This window comes from Streptomyces sp. ISL-10 (genome assembly GCF_018614575.1).
Taxonomy (GTDB): Bacteria; Actinomycetota; Actinomycetes; order Streptomycetales; family Streptomycetaceae; genus Streptomyces.
The window spans coordinates 198,993-214,900 of sequence record NZ_JAGGOJ010000021.1 but is presented as its reverse complement, the minus strand read 5'-3'; the positions used below and the strand labels follow the sequence as shown (position 1 = coordinate 214,900).

Annotated in this window: 17 protein-coding genes; 13 read left to right on the top strand and 4 right to left on the bottom strand. The window is 68.5% G+C overall.

The annotated features are described in order from the left end of the window. Positions 1 to 351 precede the first annotated feature (351 nt). The 10 genes from J7E88_RS25610 to J7E88_RS25565 all read left to right on the top strand — a co-directional run bounded on the left by J7E88_RS25610 (position 352) and on the right by J7E88_RS25565 (position 8,811). Entirely contained in the window at positions 352 to 789 is a 438-nt protein-coding gene (locus J7E88_RS25610; protein WP_215185044.1) for a hypothetical protein, read from the top strand. A gap of 275 nt (positions 790 to 1,064) precedes the next feature. Next, complete coding sequence (atpB, locus tag J7E88_RS25605; protein ID WP_215185097.1) at positions 1,065 to 1,835, top strand: F0F1 ATP synthase subunit A; 771 nt, start codon at positions 1,065 to 1,067, stop codon at positions 1,833 to 1,835. Positions 1,836 to 1,908: 73 nt separating this feature from the next. Continuing rightward, positions 1,909 to 2,145 carry an ATP synthase F0 subunit C gene (gene atpE / locus J7E88_RS25600; protein ID WP_215185042.1) on the top strand — a complete coding sequence of 79 codons (237 nt, stop codon included), beginning with the start codon at positions 1,909 to 1,911 and terminating at the stop codon, positions 2,143 to 2,145. A gap of 41 nt (positions 2,146 to 2,186) precedes the next feature. Next, a complete protein-coding gene (locus tag J7E88_RS25595; RefSeq protein WP_215185040.1) occupies positions 2,187 to 2,735 on the top strand; it encodes a F0F1 ATP synthase subunit B in 549 nt (182 codons plus the stop codon). Beyond that, positions 2,732 to 3,547, top strand: a complete 816-nt coding sequence (locus tag J7E88_RS25590; protein WP_215185038.1) for a F0F1 ATP synthase subunit delta — start codon at positions 2,732 to 2,734, stop codon at positions 3,545 to 3,547. Before J7E88_RS25595 ends, J7E88_RS25590 begins: the two co-directional genes overlap by 4 nt. Before the next feature lie 137 nt (positions 3,548 to 3,684). Then, on the top strand, positions 3,685 to 5,283 hold the full coding sequence (gene atpA, locus J7E88_RS25585) for a F0F1 ATP synthase subunit alpha (RefSeq protein WP_215185036.1): 1,599 nt from the start codon (positions 3,685 to 3,687) through the stop codon (positions 5,281 to 5,283). A gap of 20 nt (positions 5,284 to 5,303) precedes the next feature. Further along, complete coding sequence (locus J7E88_RS25580) at positions 5,304 to 6,221, top strand: F0F1 ATP synthase subunit gamma (RefSeq protein WP_215185034.1); 918 nt, start codon at positions 5,304 to 5,306, stop codon at positions 6,219 to 6,221. Next, a complete protein-coding gene (atpD, locus tag J7E88_RS25575; RefSeq protein ID WP_215185032.1) occupies positions 6,221 to 7,663 on the top strand; it encodes a F0F1 ATP synthase subunit beta in 1,443 nt (480 codons plus the stop codon). Before J7E88_RS25580 ends, atpD begins: the two co-directional genes overlap by 1 nt. Positions 7,664 to 7,859: 196 nt before the next feature. Further along, positions 7,860 to 8,234, top strand: coding sequence for a F0F1 ATP synthase subunit epsilon (locus J7E88_RS25570; protein ID WP_215185030.1), 375 nt, complete (start codon positions 7,860 to 7,862; stop codon positions 8,232 to 8,234). Positions 8,235 to 8,364: 130 nt separating this feature from the next. Further along, a complete protein-coding gene (locus tag J7E88_RS25565; protein WP_215185028.1) occupies positions 8,365 to 8,811 on the top strand; it encodes a DUF2550 domain-containing protein in 447 nt (148 codons plus the stop codon). A 98-nt stretch (positions 8,812 to 8,909) separates the two neighbouring features. On the opposite strand, the gene J7E88_RS25560 is transcribed toward J7E88_RS25565, so the two are convergent. The 3 genes from J7E88_RS25560 to J7E88_RS25550 all read right to left on the bottom strand — a co-directional run bounded on the left by J7E88_RS25560 (position 8,910) and on the right by J7E88_RS25550 (position 12,910). Next, the gene (locus tag J7E88_RS25560; protein WP_215185095.1) at positions 8,910 to 10,676 is read right to left on the bottom strand and encodes a glycoside hydrolase family 18 chitinase; all 1,767 of its coding nucleotides are present in this window, start codon (positions 10,674 to 10,676) and stop codon (positions 8,910 to 8,912) included. A gap of 252 nt (positions 10,677 to 10,928) precedes the next feature. Further along, positions 10,929 to 11,573 (bottom strand): response regulator transcription factor, encoded by a 645-nt coding sequence (locus J7E88_RS25555; RefSeq protein WP_215185093.1) that lies wholly within the window; start codon positions 11,571 to 11,573, stop codon positions 10,929 to 10,931. A 131-nt stretch (positions 11,574 to 11,704) separates the two neighbouring features. Further along, the gene (locus tag J7E88_RS25550) at positions 11,705 to 12,910 is read right to left on the bottom strand and encodes a histidine kinase (protein WP_215185026.1); all 1,206 of its coding nucleotides are present in this window, start codon (positions 12,908 to 12,910) and stop codon (positions 11,705 to 11,707) included. 152 nt (positions 12,911 to 13,062) lie between these two features. Here J7E88_RS25550 and J7E88_RS25545 point away from each other — a divergent pair, with 152 nt between their 5' ends. After that, a complete protein-coding gene (locus tag J7E88_RS25545) occupies positions 13,063 to 13,659 on the top strand; it encodes a hypothetical protein (RefSeq protein ID WP_215185019.1) in 597 nt (198 codons plus the stop codon). Between the two features lie 40 nt (positions 13,660 to 13,699). Here the strand turns inward: J7E88_RS25545 and J7E88_RS25540 are convergent, their stop codons facing one another. Beyond that, on the bottom strand, positions 13,700 to 14,272 hold the full coding sequence (locus J7E88_RS25540; protein ID WP_215185017.1) for a cob(I)yrinic acid a,c-diamide adenosyltransferase: 573 nt from the start codon (positions 14,270 to 14,272) through the stop codon (positions 13,700 to 13,702). Between the two features lie 275 nt (positions 14,273 to 14,547). Between J7E88_RS25540 and J7E88_RS25535 the strand changes: the two genes are divergently transcribed. Both J7E88_RS25535 and J7E88_RS25530 read left to right on the top strand, forming a co-directional pair. After that, positions 14,548 to 15,396, top strand: a complete 849-nt coding sequence (locus J7E88_RS25535; RefSeq protein ID WP_215185015.1) for a 3-hydroxyacyl-CoA dehydrogenase family protein — start codon at positions 14,548 to 14,550, stop codon at positions 15,394 to 15,396. 148 nt (positions 15,397 to 15,544) lie between these two features. Further along, positions 15,545 to 15,868 carry an STAS domain-containing protein gene (locus tag J7E88_RS25530; RefSeq protein WP_215185013.1) on the top strand — a complete coding sequence of 108 codons (324 nt, stop codon included), beginning with the start codon at positions 15,545 to 15,547 and terminating at the stop codon, positions 15,866 to 15,868. The last annotated feature ends 40 nt before the right edge of the window (positions 15,869 to 15,908 follow it).

Below are 15,908 nucleotides of genomic sequence, written 5' to 3'. Positions count from 1 at the left end.
ACCGGCCCGCCGCGTCGTGCGCCGTCCTCCCCGCATGTCCCGCCCGGGGCGGGACATGCCCCCTCGTTACGGTGAAAGCCGGCCGGCTGTCTCATGGGCGTGCCCCAATAGCACTCAATGCCATGGTTTGTCGTGCACACACGGGCGCGGTCACTCTCATGTGTGAGAGTTGGCACACCCCTGGGTAAAGACCTCATCAAATAGTTTGTGATACCGTTCACGAGAACCGGAGACAGCGCCGAAGGACCGTAGTGCGACGGTCCGTTGGCCCCCGAGGCCTATCTCGGGACCGGGCCTACGCTCGTCCATGACGACACCACTTTGCCCCCACCAGCAAGCGGAGATGCCGCCATGCCGTCCAACGACGCACGCTCACTCCTTCCCACCGTCCTGCCCACCGCTGCCGCCGGCGTGATCGCCGCTGTCATCAGTGGGGTGGTCGCCGGTGGAAAGGGCGCGCTGGGCGCGGCCGTCGCCGCGCTGGTGGTCATCCTCTTCATGGGGATCGGCGTTCTCGTCCTGCAGCGGACCGCAAAGCAGTTCCCGCAGCTTTTCCAGGCGATGGGCCTGATGCTCTACACGACGCAGTTGCTCGTGCTGTTCATCTTCGTCGCCGTCTTCAAGGACACGACGCTGTTCCACCCCAAGGCCTTCGCTGTGACGCTGGTCGCGGCCACGGTCGTCTGGGTGGCGGCTCAAGCCCGCGCCCACATGAAGGCCAAGATCCTCTACGTCGAGCCCGAATCGTCTGATTCCCGTCAGGGCGAGAAGGCGGGGTCCTCGACGTGACAGGTAGGGCCGGGATAAATGCCCGTTCACGACCCTGCTATCGTCCGATGCCAACTGCGGCACTGCGGGCGCGGGCATCCGAAGCTGACGCCTGCTCGAACGCGAGGCTTTGATGCCTGAGAGCCGCCCCCACATCCGAAACACCAGTCCGGTGCCGACTCGCGGCTGCGCGCCGCTCCGACACAACGAGGTTGCCGAACCCATGCGTCACGCCGAAGGAGCCCGCGGTGAGTGCTGAACAGACCACGCTCGCCTTTGACTGGAGCTGCCGCATTCTGGCCGACAACGGCTGTGGCTTTCCGGCGCCGGGCCTGCACTCCTTCCTCTTCCAGCCGATCTTCACCGTCGGTGGCTTCGAGTTCAACAAGGTGATGCTGCTCGCGCTGATCACCACGTTGGTCGTCGTCACCTTCTTCACGATGGCTTTCGGGAAGGCGAAGGTCGTCCCGGGCAAGCTGCAGATGATCGGTGAGGCGGGTTACGACTTCGTACGCCGCGGCATCGTCTACGAGACGCTGGGCAAGCGTGAGGGCGAGAAGTACGTCCCGCTGATGGTCTCGATCTTCTTCTTCGTCTGGATCATGAACATCTGGTCCGTGATCCCGCTGGCACAGTTCCCGGTGTCGTCGATCATCGCCTACCCGGCCGTGCTCGCCTTGATGGTGTACGTGACCTGGGTGTCTCTGACCTTCAAGCGCCACGGTTTCGTCGGCGGCTGGAAGAACATCACGGGTTACGACAATTCGCTCGGCCCGATCAAGTGGCTCGTCTCGTTCATCGAGTTCTTCTCGAACCTGCTCGTCCGCCCGTTCACACACGCGGTGCGACTCTTCGCCAACATGTTCGCCGGTCACCTGATGCTGGTGATGTTCACCGTCGCCTCCTGGTACCTGCTGAACAGCTACATGATCCCGGCCGCCGGTGTCTCGTTCGTGATGACCATGGCCATGATCGTCTTCGAACTCTTCGTGCAGGCCGTCCAGGCGTACGTCTTCGTTCTCCTGGCCTGCACCTACATTCAGGGTGCTCTCGCCGAGCACCACTGAGCCTCAGCCCGGAACCCGAAAACGTCCGGTGGTCAAACCCCCACCGGTCCGTAGATGAAAAGGAAGAATCAGCATGGCTGCCACTGAGACCCTCGCCCAGGTCACCGGTTCCATCGGCTCCATCGGTTACGGCCTCGCCGCGATCGGCCCCGGCATCGGCGTCGGCATCGTCTTCGGCAACGGCACCCAGGCCCTCGCCCGTCAGCCCGAGGCTGCCGGTCTGATCCGTGCCAACCAGATCCTGGGCTTCGCCTTCTGTGAGGCGCTCGCCCTGATCGGCATCGTTATGCCGTTCGTGTTCGGTGAGTAATCACTTCTCACTGACGACACTTTTCGACGAAAGGCACTGATGTGATCGCCAACATCGTTCAGCTGGCGGCCACGGAGGAGCAGAACCCGCTCCTTCCGCCGGGCCCCGAGCTGCTCGTCGGCCTGATCGCCTTCGCCATCGTCTTCTTCTTCCTCTCGAAGAAGCTCCTCCCGAACATCAATCGTGTTCTCGAAGAGCGTCGCGAGGCCATCGAAGGCGGCATGGAGAAGGCCGACGCGGCCAAGATCGAGGCCGAAAGCGTCCTGGAGCAGTACAAGGCCCAGCTCGCCGAGGCCCGCCACGAGGCCGCACGGCTGCGCCAGGAGGCCACCGAGCAGGGCACCGCGATCATCCAGGAGATGAAGGCGGAAGGCCAGCGGCAGCGTGAGGAGATCATCGCGGCCGGCCACGCCCAGATCGAGGCCGACCGCAAGGCCGCGGCCGCGGCGCTGCGTCAGGACGTGGGCAAGCTCGCCACCGACCTGGCCGGCAAGCTGGTCGGTGAGTCCCTCGAGGACCACGCCCGGCAGAGCCGCACCATCGACCGCTTCCTCGACGAGCTCGACGCGAAGGCCGAGGTCGCACGATGAACGGAGCCAGCCGCGAGGCGCTGGCCGCCGCGCACGAGTCCCTCGACGCGCTGACCGACAACACGTCGGTCGACGCGGCGAAGCTCGCCGGCGAGCTGGCTGCCGTCACCGCGCTGCTCGACCGTGAGGTGTCGCTGCGTCGGGTCCTGACCGACCCGGCGCAGGCCGGCGAGGCCAAGGCCGAGCTGGCGGGCCGTGTGCTCGGCGGCCAGGTGAGCGGCGAGACCGCCGACCTGGTCAAGGGCATGGTCCGGTCCCGCTGGTCGCAGTCGCGCGACCTGGTCGACTCGCTGGAGGAGCTGGCGAACACCGCAGACCTCACGGCGGCGCAGAAGGCCGGTGCGCTCGACAACGTCGAGGACGAGCTGTTCCGGTTCGGCCGGATCCTTTCGTCCAGCACGGAGCTGCGGTCCGCGCTGACCAACCAGTCCGCCACGGCGGCCGCCAAGGGCGAGCTGCTGAGCAGCCTGCTCGGCGGCAAGGCCGAGGCGGTCACCGAGCGCCTGGTCGTCCGTCTCGTCACGCACCCGCGGGGACGTAGCCTGGAGGCGGGACTCGAGTCCCTGTCCAAGCTGGCCGCGGCGCGCCGGGACCGGATGGTCGCCGTGGTCACCTCCGCGGTGCCGCTGACCGACGTGCAGAAGCAGCGCCTCGGCGCCGGCCTTGCGCGGATGTACGGCCGTGAGATGCACCTGAATCTCGAAGTGGACCCCGAGGTCCTCGGCGGGATCTCGGTGCGGGTCGGTGACGAGGTCATCAACGGCAGCATCTCGGAGCGGCTCGACGAGGCCAAGCGTCGGATCGCCGGCTGACACCGCTCAGTCGATCAACTGAATTGGCAACACCAGCGGCCCGGTTGGGCCGTGCAGAGATTGCAGAAGATTCCTGGGGGTCGGCCCCCAGACCCCCAAAGAAACTTCGGGCCCAACAAGGAGAGCAGGGAACCCAGATGGCGGAGCTCACGATCCGGCCGGAGGAGATCCGGGACGCGCTGGAGAACTTTGTCCAGTCGTACCAGCCGGACGCGGCCTCGCGCGAGGAGGTCGGCACGGTCAGCCTGGCCGGCGACGGTATCGCGAAGGTCGAGGGTCTTCCCTCGGCCATGGCGAACGAGCTGCTGAAGTTCGAGGACGGCACCCTCGGTCTCGCCCTCAACCTCGAGGAGCGCGAGATCGGTGCGATCGTCCTCGGTGAGTTCAGCGGTATCGAGGAAGGCCAGTCGGTCACCCGCACCGGCGAGGTCCTGTCCGTCGCCGTCGGCGAGGGCTACCTCGGCCGTGTGGTCGACCCGCTCGGCAACCCGATCGACGGTCTCGGTGAGATCGCGACCTCGGGCCGCCGCGCCCTCGAGCTGCAGGCCCCCACGGTCATGCAGCGCAAGTCGGTCCACGAGCCGATGGAGACGGGCTACAAGGCCGTCGACGCGATGACCCCGATCGGCCGTGGCCAGCGTCAGCTGATCATCGGCGACCGTCAGACGGGCAAGACCGCTCTGGCCGTCGACACGATCATCAACCAGCGCGACAACTGGCGCACCGGCGACCCGAAGAAGCAGGTCCGCTGCATCTACGTCGCCATCGGCCAGAAGGGCTCGACCATCGCGTCCGTGCGCGGCGCCCTGGAAGAGGCCGGCGCGCTCGAGTACACGACGATCGTCGCCGCCCCGGCGTCCGACCCGGCGGGCTTCAAGTACCTTGCCCCGTACACCGGTTCGGCCATCGGTCAGCAGTGGATGTACGAGGGCAAGCACGTCCTCATCATCTTCGACGACCTCTCGAAGCAGGCCGACGCCTACCGCGCCGTGTCCCTGCTGCTGCGCCGCCCGCCGGGCCGCGAGGCCTACCCGGGTGACGTCTTCTACCTGCACTCGCGTCTGCTGGAGCGCTGCGCCAAGCTCTCCGACGAGATGGGCGCCGGTTCGATGACCGGTCTGCCGATCGTCGAGACCAAGGCGAACGACGTGTCGGCGTTCATCCCGACCAACGTCATCTCCATCACCGACGGCCAGTGCTTCCTGGAGTCCGATCTGTTCAACGCCGGTCAGCGTCCGGCCCTGAACGTCGGTATCTCGGTCTCCCGTGTCGGTGGCTCCGCCCAGCACAAGGCCATGAAGCAGGTCTCCGGCCGCCTCCGTGTGGACCTCGCCCAGTTCCGTGAGCTGGAGGCGTTCGCCGCCTTCGGTTCCGACCTGGACGCCGCCTCGAAGGCCTCGCTGGAGCGCGGTAAGCGCATGGTCGAGCTGCTGAAGCAGCCGCAGTACGAGCCGATGTCGACCGAGGACCAGGTCGTCTCCGTCTGGGCCGGCACCACCGGCAAGATGGACGACGTCCCGGTGCAGGACATCCGCCGCTTCGAGCGCGAGCTGCTGGACTACCTCCACCGCGAGGAGGGCGGCCTGATGACCTCGATCCGCGAGGGCGGAAAGCTGTCGGACGACACCCTGACGAAGGTCGCGGACTCCATCGCGGACTTCAAGAAGCAGTTCGAGACCTTCGACGGCAAGCTGCTCGGCGAGGACGCCCCGGCCGCCGTCAACGTCTCCAAGTGACGACGGAAGGGACCTGACTCATGGGAGCGCAGCTCCGGGTCTACAAGCGTCGCATCCGGTCCGTCACCGCGACGAAGAAGATCACCAAGGCGATGGAGATGATCGCCGCCTCGCGCATCGTCAAGGCGCAGCGCAAGGTGGCGGCCTCCACGCCGTACGCGACCGAGCTCACCCGCGCGGTCACGGCGGTGGCGACCGGATCGAACACGAAGCACCCTCTGACCACGGAGGCGGACAACCCGGCCCGCGCCGCGGTTCTGCTCATCACGAGCGACCGCGGTCTGGCCGGCGGCTACTCCTCCAACGCCATCAAGGCGGCCGACCGGCTCACCGAGCGGCTCCGCGGCGAGGGCAAGGAGGTCGACACGTACATCGTCGGCCGTAAGGGTGTCGCCTACTACGGCTTCCGTGAGCGCAAGGTCGCGGACTCGTGGACCGGGTTCACGGACAGCCCGGAATACGCGGACGCCAAGAAGGTCGCCGCCCCGCTCATCGAGGCCGTCCAGCTGGACACCGCGGAGGGCGGCGTCGACGAGCTGCACATCGTCTTCACGGAATTCGTGTCGATGATGACGCAGAACCCCGTCGACAACCGGATGCTGCCGCTCAGCCTTCAGGAGGCCGCGCAGGAGACCGGCGCGAAGGGCGAGATCCTTCCGCTGTTCGACTTCGAGCCGTCGGCGGAGGACGTCCTCGACGCCCTTCTGCCGCGCTACGTCGAGAGCCGTATCTACAACGCCTTGCTGCAGGCCGCTGCCTCCGAGCACGCGGCCCGCCGCCGGGCGATGAAGTCGGCGACCGACAACGCGGGCGAGCTGATCAACACGCTCTCCCGACTTGCCAACGCGGCCCGCCAGGCCGAAATCACCCAGGAAATCAGCGAGATCGTCGGTGGCTCCAGTGCCCTGGCCGACGCGACCGCGGGGAGTGACAAGTAATGACGACCACTGTTGAGACGGCCGCCGCCACGGGCCGCGTCGCCCGGGTCATCGGCCCGGTCGTCGACGTGGAGTTCCCCGTCGACGCGATGCCGGAGATCTACAACGCGCTGCACGTCGAGGTTGCCGACCCGGCCCTCGAGGGTGCCAAGAAGACGCTGACGCTCGAGGTCGCCCAGCACCTCGGTGACGGCATCGTCCGCACCATCTCGATGCAGCCCACCGACGGTCTGGTCCGCCAGGCCCCGGTGACCGACACGGGCGTGGGCATCAGCGTCCCGGTCGGCGACTTCACCAAGGGCAAGGTGTTCAACACCCTCGGTGAGGTGCTGAACCACCCCGAGGAGAACGCCAACGTCGGTGAGCGCTGGCCGATCCACCGCAAGGCCCCCGCCTTCGACCAGCTCGAGTCCAAGACCGAGATGTTCGAGACCGGCCTGAAGGTCGTCGACCTTCTCACCCCGTACGTCAAGGGTGGAAAGATCGGTCTGTTCGGTGGTGCCGGTGTCGGCAAGACCGTGCTGATCCAGGAAATGATCATGCGTGTCGCCAACCTCCACGAGGGCGTTTCCGTCTTCGCGGGTGTCGGTGAGCGTACGCGTGAGGGCAACGACCTCATCGCGGAGATGGAGGAGTCCGGCGTTCTGGACAAGACCGCCCTGGTCTTCGGTCAGATGGACGAGCCCCCGGGCACCCGTCTGCGCGTCGCCCTCGCCGGTCTGACCATGGCGGAGTACTTCCGCGATGTGCAGAAGCAGGACGTGCTGTTCTTCATCGACAACATCTTCCGCTTCACCCAGGCCGGTTCCGAGGTGTCCACCCTGCTCGGCCGTATGCCGTCCGCGGTGGGTTACCAGCCGAACCTGGCCGACGAGATGGGTCTCCTCCAGGAGCGCATCACCTCGACCCGTGGTCACTCGATCACCTCGATGCAGGCGATCTACGTCCCCGCGGACGACCTGACCGACCCGGCGCCGGCGACCACCTTCGCCCACCTCGACGCGACGACGGTTCTCTCCCGTCCGATCTCCGAGAAGGGCATCTACCCCGCGGTGGACCCGCTGGACTCCACGTCCCGCATCCTGGACCCGCGCTACATCGCGCAGGACCACTACGACGCCGCCATGCGCGTCAAGGGCATCCTGCAGAAGTACAAGGACCTCCAGGACATCATCGCGATCCTCGGTATCGACGAGCTGGGCGAGGAGGACAAGCTCGTTGTCCACCGCGCCCGCCGTGTCGAGCGCTTCCTGTCCCAGAACACCCACGCGGCGAAGCAGTTCACCGGTGTGGACGGTTCGGACGTGCCGCTCGACGAGTCGATCGCCGCGTTCAACGCGATCTGCGACGGTGAGTACGACCACTTCCCCGAGCAGGCCTTCTTCATGTGCGGTGGTCTCGAGGACCTGAAGAAGAACGCCAAGGAGCTCGGCGTCTCCTGAGTCCTCGGACTCGCTGAAGGGGGCGGGCGTCGTCCCGCCCCCTTCGTTACGCCCGTGCTGCACCGTCCGGGGGGCGATCCCCGGACACCCGGCCCCTGAGCCGGGGCGGGCCGGGACGCTTCGGCATCCCGAGCCCTACTAGACTTATGACCCAACACCCGGCAGTACCGCCGGGTGGTGACCCGAGGAGCCAACCTTGGCTGCTGAGCTGCACGTCGAGCTGGTCGCCGCGGACCGCAGTGTCTGGTCCGGCGAGGCCACCCTGGTCGTCGCGCGCACCACGTCCGGCGACATCGGCGTCATGCCCGGTCACCAGCCGCTGCTCGGTGTGCTGGAGTCGGGCCCGGTGACCATCCGTACGAGCGAGGGCGGCACTGTCGTCGCCGCCGTTCACGGCGGATTCATCTCCTTCGCCGACAACAAGCTGTCGCTGCTGGCGGAGATCGCCGAGCTGGCGGACGAGATCGATGTCCAGCGCGCCGAGCGTGCGCTGGAGATTGCCAAGTCGGAGACGGACGCCGCCGCCGAGCGTCGTGCCGAGGTCCGGCTGCGCGCGGTGGCGGCGCACTAGCGCACCGTCGAGAAGATTTGTCCCTCAGCCGCGGCCCGGGCTGGAGCTACTCCAGACCGTGCCGCGGCTGAGGCAATGCAGGTGCACGTGGTATTCGGTATTACGGGACGATGCGAGGAGGTCGGTGGAGATGTTCCTCGCTCTTCTTGTGAGCGGCCTGGTCGTCCTACTGGTAGTGGTCGCTCTTTTGGTCTTCGGTCTCCGCAGGCGCCTGATCCAGCGCTCCGGCGGCACATTCGACTGCAGCCTGCGCTGGAACGTCCCCGAGAAGGGCGACCCGTCCAGCAAGGGCTGGGTGTACGGGGTCGCGCGCTACAGCGGTGACCGGATCGAGTGGTTCCGGGTCTTCTCGTACGCCCCCCGGCCGCGGCGCACCCTGGAGCGCGGGGCGATCGAGGTGCTCGCCCGGCGTACGCCGGACAGCGAGGAGGAGCTGGCGCTGCTCTCCGACTCGATCGTCCTGGGCTGCCTGCACCGCGGGACCCGGCTGGAGCTGGCGATGAGCGAGGACGCGCTGACCGGCTTCCTCGCCTGGCTGGAGGCGGCGCCGCCCGGCCAACGAGTCAATGTGGCGTGAATGAGCTGCTCTCCCCCGGACGACGTCCGGGGGAGTCGTGTAGGACGTGAAGCGGGGGCGGTGCACAGGCACCGCCCCCGCTTCGGTGTCCGGCCCGGTTACCCCAGGCCGCTGTTGATCGCGCTCACGAGCTCGCCGTTCGCGGTGTCACCGCTGAACTCCCAGAAGAACGCTCCGCCGAGACCCTGGCCCTTGGCCCAGCTCATCTTGGAGCCGACGGTGGCCGGGGTGTCGTAGCTCCACCAGTTGCTTCCGCAGTGCGCGTACGCCGTGCCCGCGATGGTGCCGGTCGCCGGGCAGGTGCTGCGGAGCACCTTGTAGTCCTCGATGCCCTGCTCGTACGTGCCGGCCGCCGGCCCGGTCGCGGTGCCGCCCGGTGCGGACTGGGTCACTCCCGTCCAGCCGCGGCCGTAGAAGCCGATGCCGAGCAGCAGCTTGGACGAGGGCACGCCCTTCGCCTTGAATTTGGCGATCGCCTCCGCGGAGTTGAAGCCCGCCTGCGGGATGCCCGTGTACGAGGTGAGGGGGGAGTGCGGGGCCGTGGGGCCCTGTGCCGCCCAGGCGCCGAAGAAGTCGTACGTCATCACGTTGTACCAGTTGATGTACTGCGCGGCGCCGCCGTAGTCGGCCGCGTCGATCTTGCCGCCGGAGGACGCGTCGGCCGTGACGGCAGCGGTGACCAGGTTGTTCGTGCCGAACTTGGCGCGCATGGCCTGCATCATGTTCTTGAAGGCCGCCGGTCCGCTGCTGTCGCAGGACAGACCGCAGGCGTTCGGGTACTCCCAGTCCAGGTCGATGCCGTCGAAGACGTCGGCCCAGCGCGGGTCCTCGACCAGGTCGTAGCAGGACTGCGCGAAAGCGGCCGGGTTCGCCGCGGCCTGGCCGAAGCCACCGGACCAGGTCCAGCCGCCGAACGACCACAGCACCTTGATGTGCGGGTACTTCGCCTTCAGCTTGCGCAGCTGGTTGAAGTTGCCGCGCAGCGGCTGGTCCCAGGTGTCGGCGACGCCGTCGACCGACTGGTCGGCGGTGTAGGCCTTGTCGTAGTCGGCGTAGGCGTCACCGATGGTGCACTTGCCGCCCTGGACGTTGCCGAAGGCGTAGTTGATGTGCGTGATCTTCGACGCCGAGCCGGAGGTGACCAGGTTCTTCACGTGGTAGTTGCGCCCGTAGATGCCCCACTCGGTGAAGTAGCCCAGCTTGACCTTGCCGCCGGGGCCGGGGCCCGGGTCGGTGCCGCCGCCGGTGGTGCGCACCGCGCGGGCGCCGCTGACGGGGCCGGTCTGGTCGGCGGTGTCGCGGGCCTGGACGGTGTACGAGTAGTCCGTGCCGGCGGTCAGCCCGGTGTTGGTGTACGTCGTGCCGGTGACCGTGGCGACCCTGGCGCCGTCGCGTAGCACGTCGTAGTTCTTGATGCCCTTGTCGTCGGTCGCGGCGCTCCAGCTGAGCCGGACCGAGGTGTCGGTGATGGTGCCGGCGCTCGGCGTTCCGGGGGCGGAGGGCGGGTTGTCGCCGGGGACGGAGCCGCCGTCGCAGGAAGCGCCGTTGAGCTTGCAGCCGGCCGGGGAGCCGGAGCCCGTGCCGTTGAAGCCGAAGGAGACGGAGGCGCCGGGCGCCAGCGAACCGTTCCAGCTCTTGTTCTTCGCGGTCCAGTGGGTGCCGGAGCCGGTGACGTCCGCGTCCCACGCGGAGGTGACGGAGGTGCCGGAGGGGAAGTCCCATTCGACGGTCCAGGAGCTGAGGGTGGTGGTGCCGGTGTTCTTCACCGTCCACTTGCCCTCGAAGCCGGATCCCCAGTCGGAGACCTTGGTGTACGAGGCCGTGGCCGATGCGGCGGCCTCCGCGGGGGAGGCGAGTCCGACCATGGCGGCGAGGGGGAGGAGAAGCGCGGTCAGGCCCGCGGTGGCTCTGGATCTGAAGCTGCTTCTGGGGCGCGGCGCCCCGCTGACGGAAGTGCTCAAGGAAGCTCCTCGAGTTGCGGACGGACAAGTCGGGGTGGTCCGTGCACTGCGCACGCCGCGAGGCTCACCGCAGCGTGTGTGCCGTGAGAGTAGGAAGGTCTGGACCAATCGTCAATAGGTCCAGACCATAGGTGATGTGGGTGGGGCGGGACGCCGTCAGATCCCCAATTCCTGTGCCAATACCGCCGCTTGCACCCGGCTGCGCAGCTCCAGCTTCCCCAGCAGCCTGCTGACGTGCGTCTTCACCGTCGCCTCCGCCATCGACAGACGGCCGGCGATCTCGGCGTTCGACAGCCCCTCGCCGAGGCACGACAGCACCTCGCGCTCGCGGCGCGTCAGCACGTCGATGACCGAGGGGTCGGCCCCCTGCGCGGGCCGGGCCGCCCGCGGCGCGGCGAACTCGGCGATCAGCCGGCGCGTCACCGCCGGGGCGATCATCCCCTCACCGCGCGCCACCGTGCGCACCGCCTCGATCAGGTCCTTCGCCTCCGTGTTCTTCAGCAGGAAGCCCGCGGCCCCGGCCCGCAGCGCGCCGAAGACGTATTCGTCGAGATCGAACGTCGTCAGCACGAGCACGTCGGCCAGGCCCTCGGCGACCACCTGGCGGGTCGCCGAGACGCCGTCCAGCTTCGGCATCTGCACGTCCATCAGCACCAGATCCGGCCGTAGTTCGCGGGCCAGCCGCACCGCCTCCTCGCCGTCGGCGGCCTCGCCCGCCACGTCGATGTCCGGCGCGCTGCGCAGGATCAGCACGAGACCGGCGCGCACCGCGCTCTGGTCCTCCGCGACGAGCACCCGGATCGTCCGGGGTCCTGGCCCGCCGGATGCCCCCGATGCCCCGTGGACGCCTGGTGCGTCCGAGGTCGCCCGGGTGCCGGATGCCTCCGAGGCCCCCGGGGCGCCGGTGGCGTTCGACGGTCCCGCTGCGAACGTCATGCCGAAGGCTCCTTGTCGTCCGGTACGGGCAGCTCCGCCCGTACCCGCCAGATCTTTCCTGCCCCCTGCCCGGGGCTCGCGGCCGGACCGGCCTCGAACGTCCCGTCCAGCAGGGCCACCCGCTCCTGCATCCCCACCAGCCCCGCACCGGATCCGGGGGCCCGCGGCCCGGGCCGCCGCCCGAACGCGCTCGTCACCGTCACCAGCAGCGAGCGCCCCCCGCCGGCGCTCACCTCCACCAGGACCTCGCCCTCATCGGCGTGCTTGATGGCGTTGGTCAGCGACTCCTGCACGATCCTGTAGGCGGCCAGCTCCACCGGTGCGGGCAGCCGGGCGCCGGCGTCCCGTGTCTCGTGCAGCATGAACGTGAGCCCGCTCGACGCCCCGTTCGCCCGCGCCTGTTCCACCAGGGCGTCCAGACCCGCCAGGGTGGGGGCGGCGGCCGGTTCCGGGTCACCGCTGCTGTCCCGCAGCAGCCCGATCAGCCGGCGCATCTCCGCCAGCCCCTCGACGCTGTTCTCCCGGATGACGGTCAGGGCCTGCCGGGTGGTCGCGGCATCGTCGAGCGAGAGGGCGGCCGTGGAGTGGATGGCGATGGCCGAGAGATGGTTGGCGACCATGTCGTGCAGCTCCCGGGCCATCCGCGCGCGCTCGGCGACGACCGCCTGTGCCCGGTCCATCTCGGCCAGCAGCGCGGTCTGCTCGGCGCGCAGCCGGGCCGCCTCCGCGGCCTCCCGGTGGTTGCGGACGATCGCACCGGTGGTGGCGGGCCCGTACGAGACCAGACCGGTGACCAGGCCGATCAGCAGGGCTGCGGGGTCACGCCACCAGGCCAGGAAGCCGATCGTCACCGCGAGCGTGATCATTCCGGTGGTGACCGGGATACGGCGGGCAGAGGCGGGGGTGCCGTAGACGACGGCCGCGTAGACGATGTCCGCGAACATCAGGAGCGACACGATGCTGCCAGGCGTGAACGGGTCCATCACGACCGCGGCCGTACCGGCGTTCAGCGCTGTGCGCGGCATGGTGCGGCGCAGCAGCTCAAGCACGGCCAGCGCCCCCAGCGGCACCAGCGTCACCCAGGGCGGCAGCAGCGCGTGGTTGCCCTGGGAGTACAGACCCAGCGACCACAGCAGCAGCCCGCCGAGCAGGCCGGCGACCGCGATGAAGACGTCCTCACGGTGCGGGCGGGGAACGGTCACGGCCCTTATCCAACACGCACCGGGCCCCCGGTGCCTCACCGCGTGGTCGGAGCCGCGACTACATCGAACGATGCAGTCGCCGCTCGTCACTCACGACGACGAATCCGCGGTCCCCGGCGGACACGCTGGAACCGTACGAAAGGAGAGCCGTCGTGATCGTCACGCTGATCGTGGTCTGCGAGGTCGGTTTCTGGGTACTGCTGGCCGCAGGACTCGCCACCCGCTATCTGCTCAAGATGCCGCGCACCGGGGCCGCGCTGCTGCTGTGCGAACCGCTGCTGGAGGTCGTCCTCCTCGTCGCCACGGCCGTCGACCTCGAGAACGGCGCCGAACCGAGCTGGAAACACGGCCTGGCTGCGCTCTACATCGGCTACACGGTCGGCCACGGCCACCGCACGGTCCGATGGCTCGACGGCCATGGCGCCCACCGCTTCGGCGGCGCCCCGCCCCCCGTCAAGCCGCCGCGCTACGGCATGGCGCGCGCCAAGCACGAGGGCCGCGTCTGGCTCGGCACGTTGATCGCCGCCGGCGTCACCACCGTGCTGCTGCAGATCGCCATCTGGTACGTGGGCGAGGCGAGCCGGACCGGCTCCCTGGAGAGCTGGATGAGGACCGCGTGGCGGACGGCCGGCATCCACGGACTGATCGCCCTGTCGTACACCCTCTGGCCGCCGAAGGCGCCAAAGGCGACGAAGGGCGAGCCGGAACGCGAAACCGAACGCGAACCGGTCCGCGCCGAACGGAACTGACAGAGCTGAGCGAACCGACTGACGGCAGCGCGTCGCCGGTTCAGCGGTCTCCGCCGGGCACCCACAGCACGTCGCCGACCTCCTTGTTCGCCGTCCTGGCGAGAATGAACAGGAGGTCGGACAGGCGGTTCAGATACGTCGCCGTCAACGCGTTCATCGTCTCGCCGTGCGCCTCCAGCGCCGCCCATGTCGAGCGCTCGGCCCGCCGTACGACCGTGCACGCCTGGTGCAGCAGCGCCGCCCCCGGCGTGCCGCCGGGCAGGATGAAGCTGCGGAGCTTCTCCAGGTCCTCGAGGAAGCGGTCGCAGTCCGCCTCCAGCTTGTCGATGTACGACTGCTCGACCCGCAGCGGCGGGTACTTGGGGTTCTCGACCACCGGGGTCGACAGGTCCGCGCCCACGTCGAACAGGTCGTTCTGCACGCGGACGAGGACCTTCACCACGTCCTCGCCCAGCTGTCCGAGGGCGATGGCCGTGCCGATGACGGCATTGGCCTCATTGGCGTCTGCGTACGCGGCGATGCGCAGATCGGTCTTGGCGGTGCGGCTCATGTCGCCCAGAGCGGTGGTGCCCTGGTCGCCGGTACGGGTGTAGATGCGCGTCAGATTGACCATACGGCCAGCGTAGTGAGGCTCCGCCGCCACGGAGAGCACGTGTGCCGACCGTCACGGCGCGCCGCGAGCGGCTTTCGCGCGAAGCCCTTGTCCTCGTCGACGAAATGAGCGCCCAGGGCCCCGGCCGAGCCGTCCGCGGCGGTCGGCGACCGGCCCTCGGTGTGATGTCCGTCATTCGAGACGTGACGCGCATCTCTTCGCGGCCACACGGCACCTCACGGGCGCTAACCTCCGCCAGAGAGCGCATAGGTAAACAGCTGTTAAGGGGTGCCGCAGTGGCCAGGAAGCTCGCCGTCATCGGGGCCGGACTCATGGGGTCCGGAATCGCGCAGGTCTCGGCCCAGGCAGGCTGGGACGTCGTACTCCGCGATGTCACCGACGAAGCCCTGACGCGCGGCCGGGACGGCATCAAGGCGTCGTACGACAAGTTCGTCTCCAAGGGCAAGCTCGAAGCCGCCGACGCCGAGGCCGCGTTGGCCCGCATCACCACCACGACCGACCTGGACGCCCTCGCCGACGCGGACATCGTCGTCGAGGCCGTCTTCGAGAAGCTCGAGGTCAAGCACGAGATCTTCCGTACGCTCGACAAGCTCGTACGGGACGATGCCGTCCTCGCCTCCAACACCTCCGCCATCCCGATCACCAAGATCGCGGCCGTGACGGAGCGTCCGGAGCGGGTCGTGGGCACGCACTTCTTCTCGCCGGTGCCCATGATGCAGCTGTGCGAGCTGGTGCGCGGCTACAAGACCAGTGACGAAACCCTCGCCACCGCACGCGAGTTCGCCGAGTCCGTCGGCAAGACCTGCATCGTCGTCAATCGTGACGTAGCCGGCTTCGTCACCACCCGCCTGATCTCGGCACTCGTCGTCGAGGCCGCGAAGCTGTACGAGTCGGGCGTCGCCAGCGCCGAGGACATCGACATCGCCTGCAAGCTCGGCTTCGGCCACGCCATGGGACCGCTGGCCACCGCCGACCTGACGGGCGTCGACATCCTGCTGCACGCCACCAGCAACATCTACACCGAGTCCCAGGACGAGAAGTTCGCGCCGCCGGAGCTGATGCGCCGGATGGTGGACGCGGGTGACATCGGCCGCAAGAGCGGGCAGGGCTTCTACAAGCACTGACCTTATGGACCGATTCGGTATCGCCCGCCAGGGTGAATTCGGTATCGGTTCGCTTACAAGCAGCAACCCCTCCGTGTGTCGGGCAGTCAGTTGCTCTAGACGGAGAAGTACGGGTTTCGGGGTAACGCAGAGTTCTCGGGGAGCGCATATGCACATCAGGGGCGACCACGCCGAGCTGGTCGTCGGGGGCCGCCTCGACGTCCGCAGCGCGGCGGACGCCCGTACGGTCCTGCACTCGGCCGTCGACGACGGCGACGGCGACCTGGTGCTCGACCTGACGCATCTCGACTCCTGGGACGCCACCGGGCTCGGGGTCATCATGGGCGCGCACCGGCGGGCCGGCCGGTGCGGCCGCCGCCTGGTGCTGCGCGGCGTCCCGCCGCAGATGCAGAGACTTCTCGTCGCGACCCGGCTGCACCGCATCCTGGCGATCGAGGGCGGCATCGCCGCCGAATCGCTTCCCCGGGTCTGACTCGGGCGCGACCGCACGAGCTGGGCAAATCTCCCGAGAC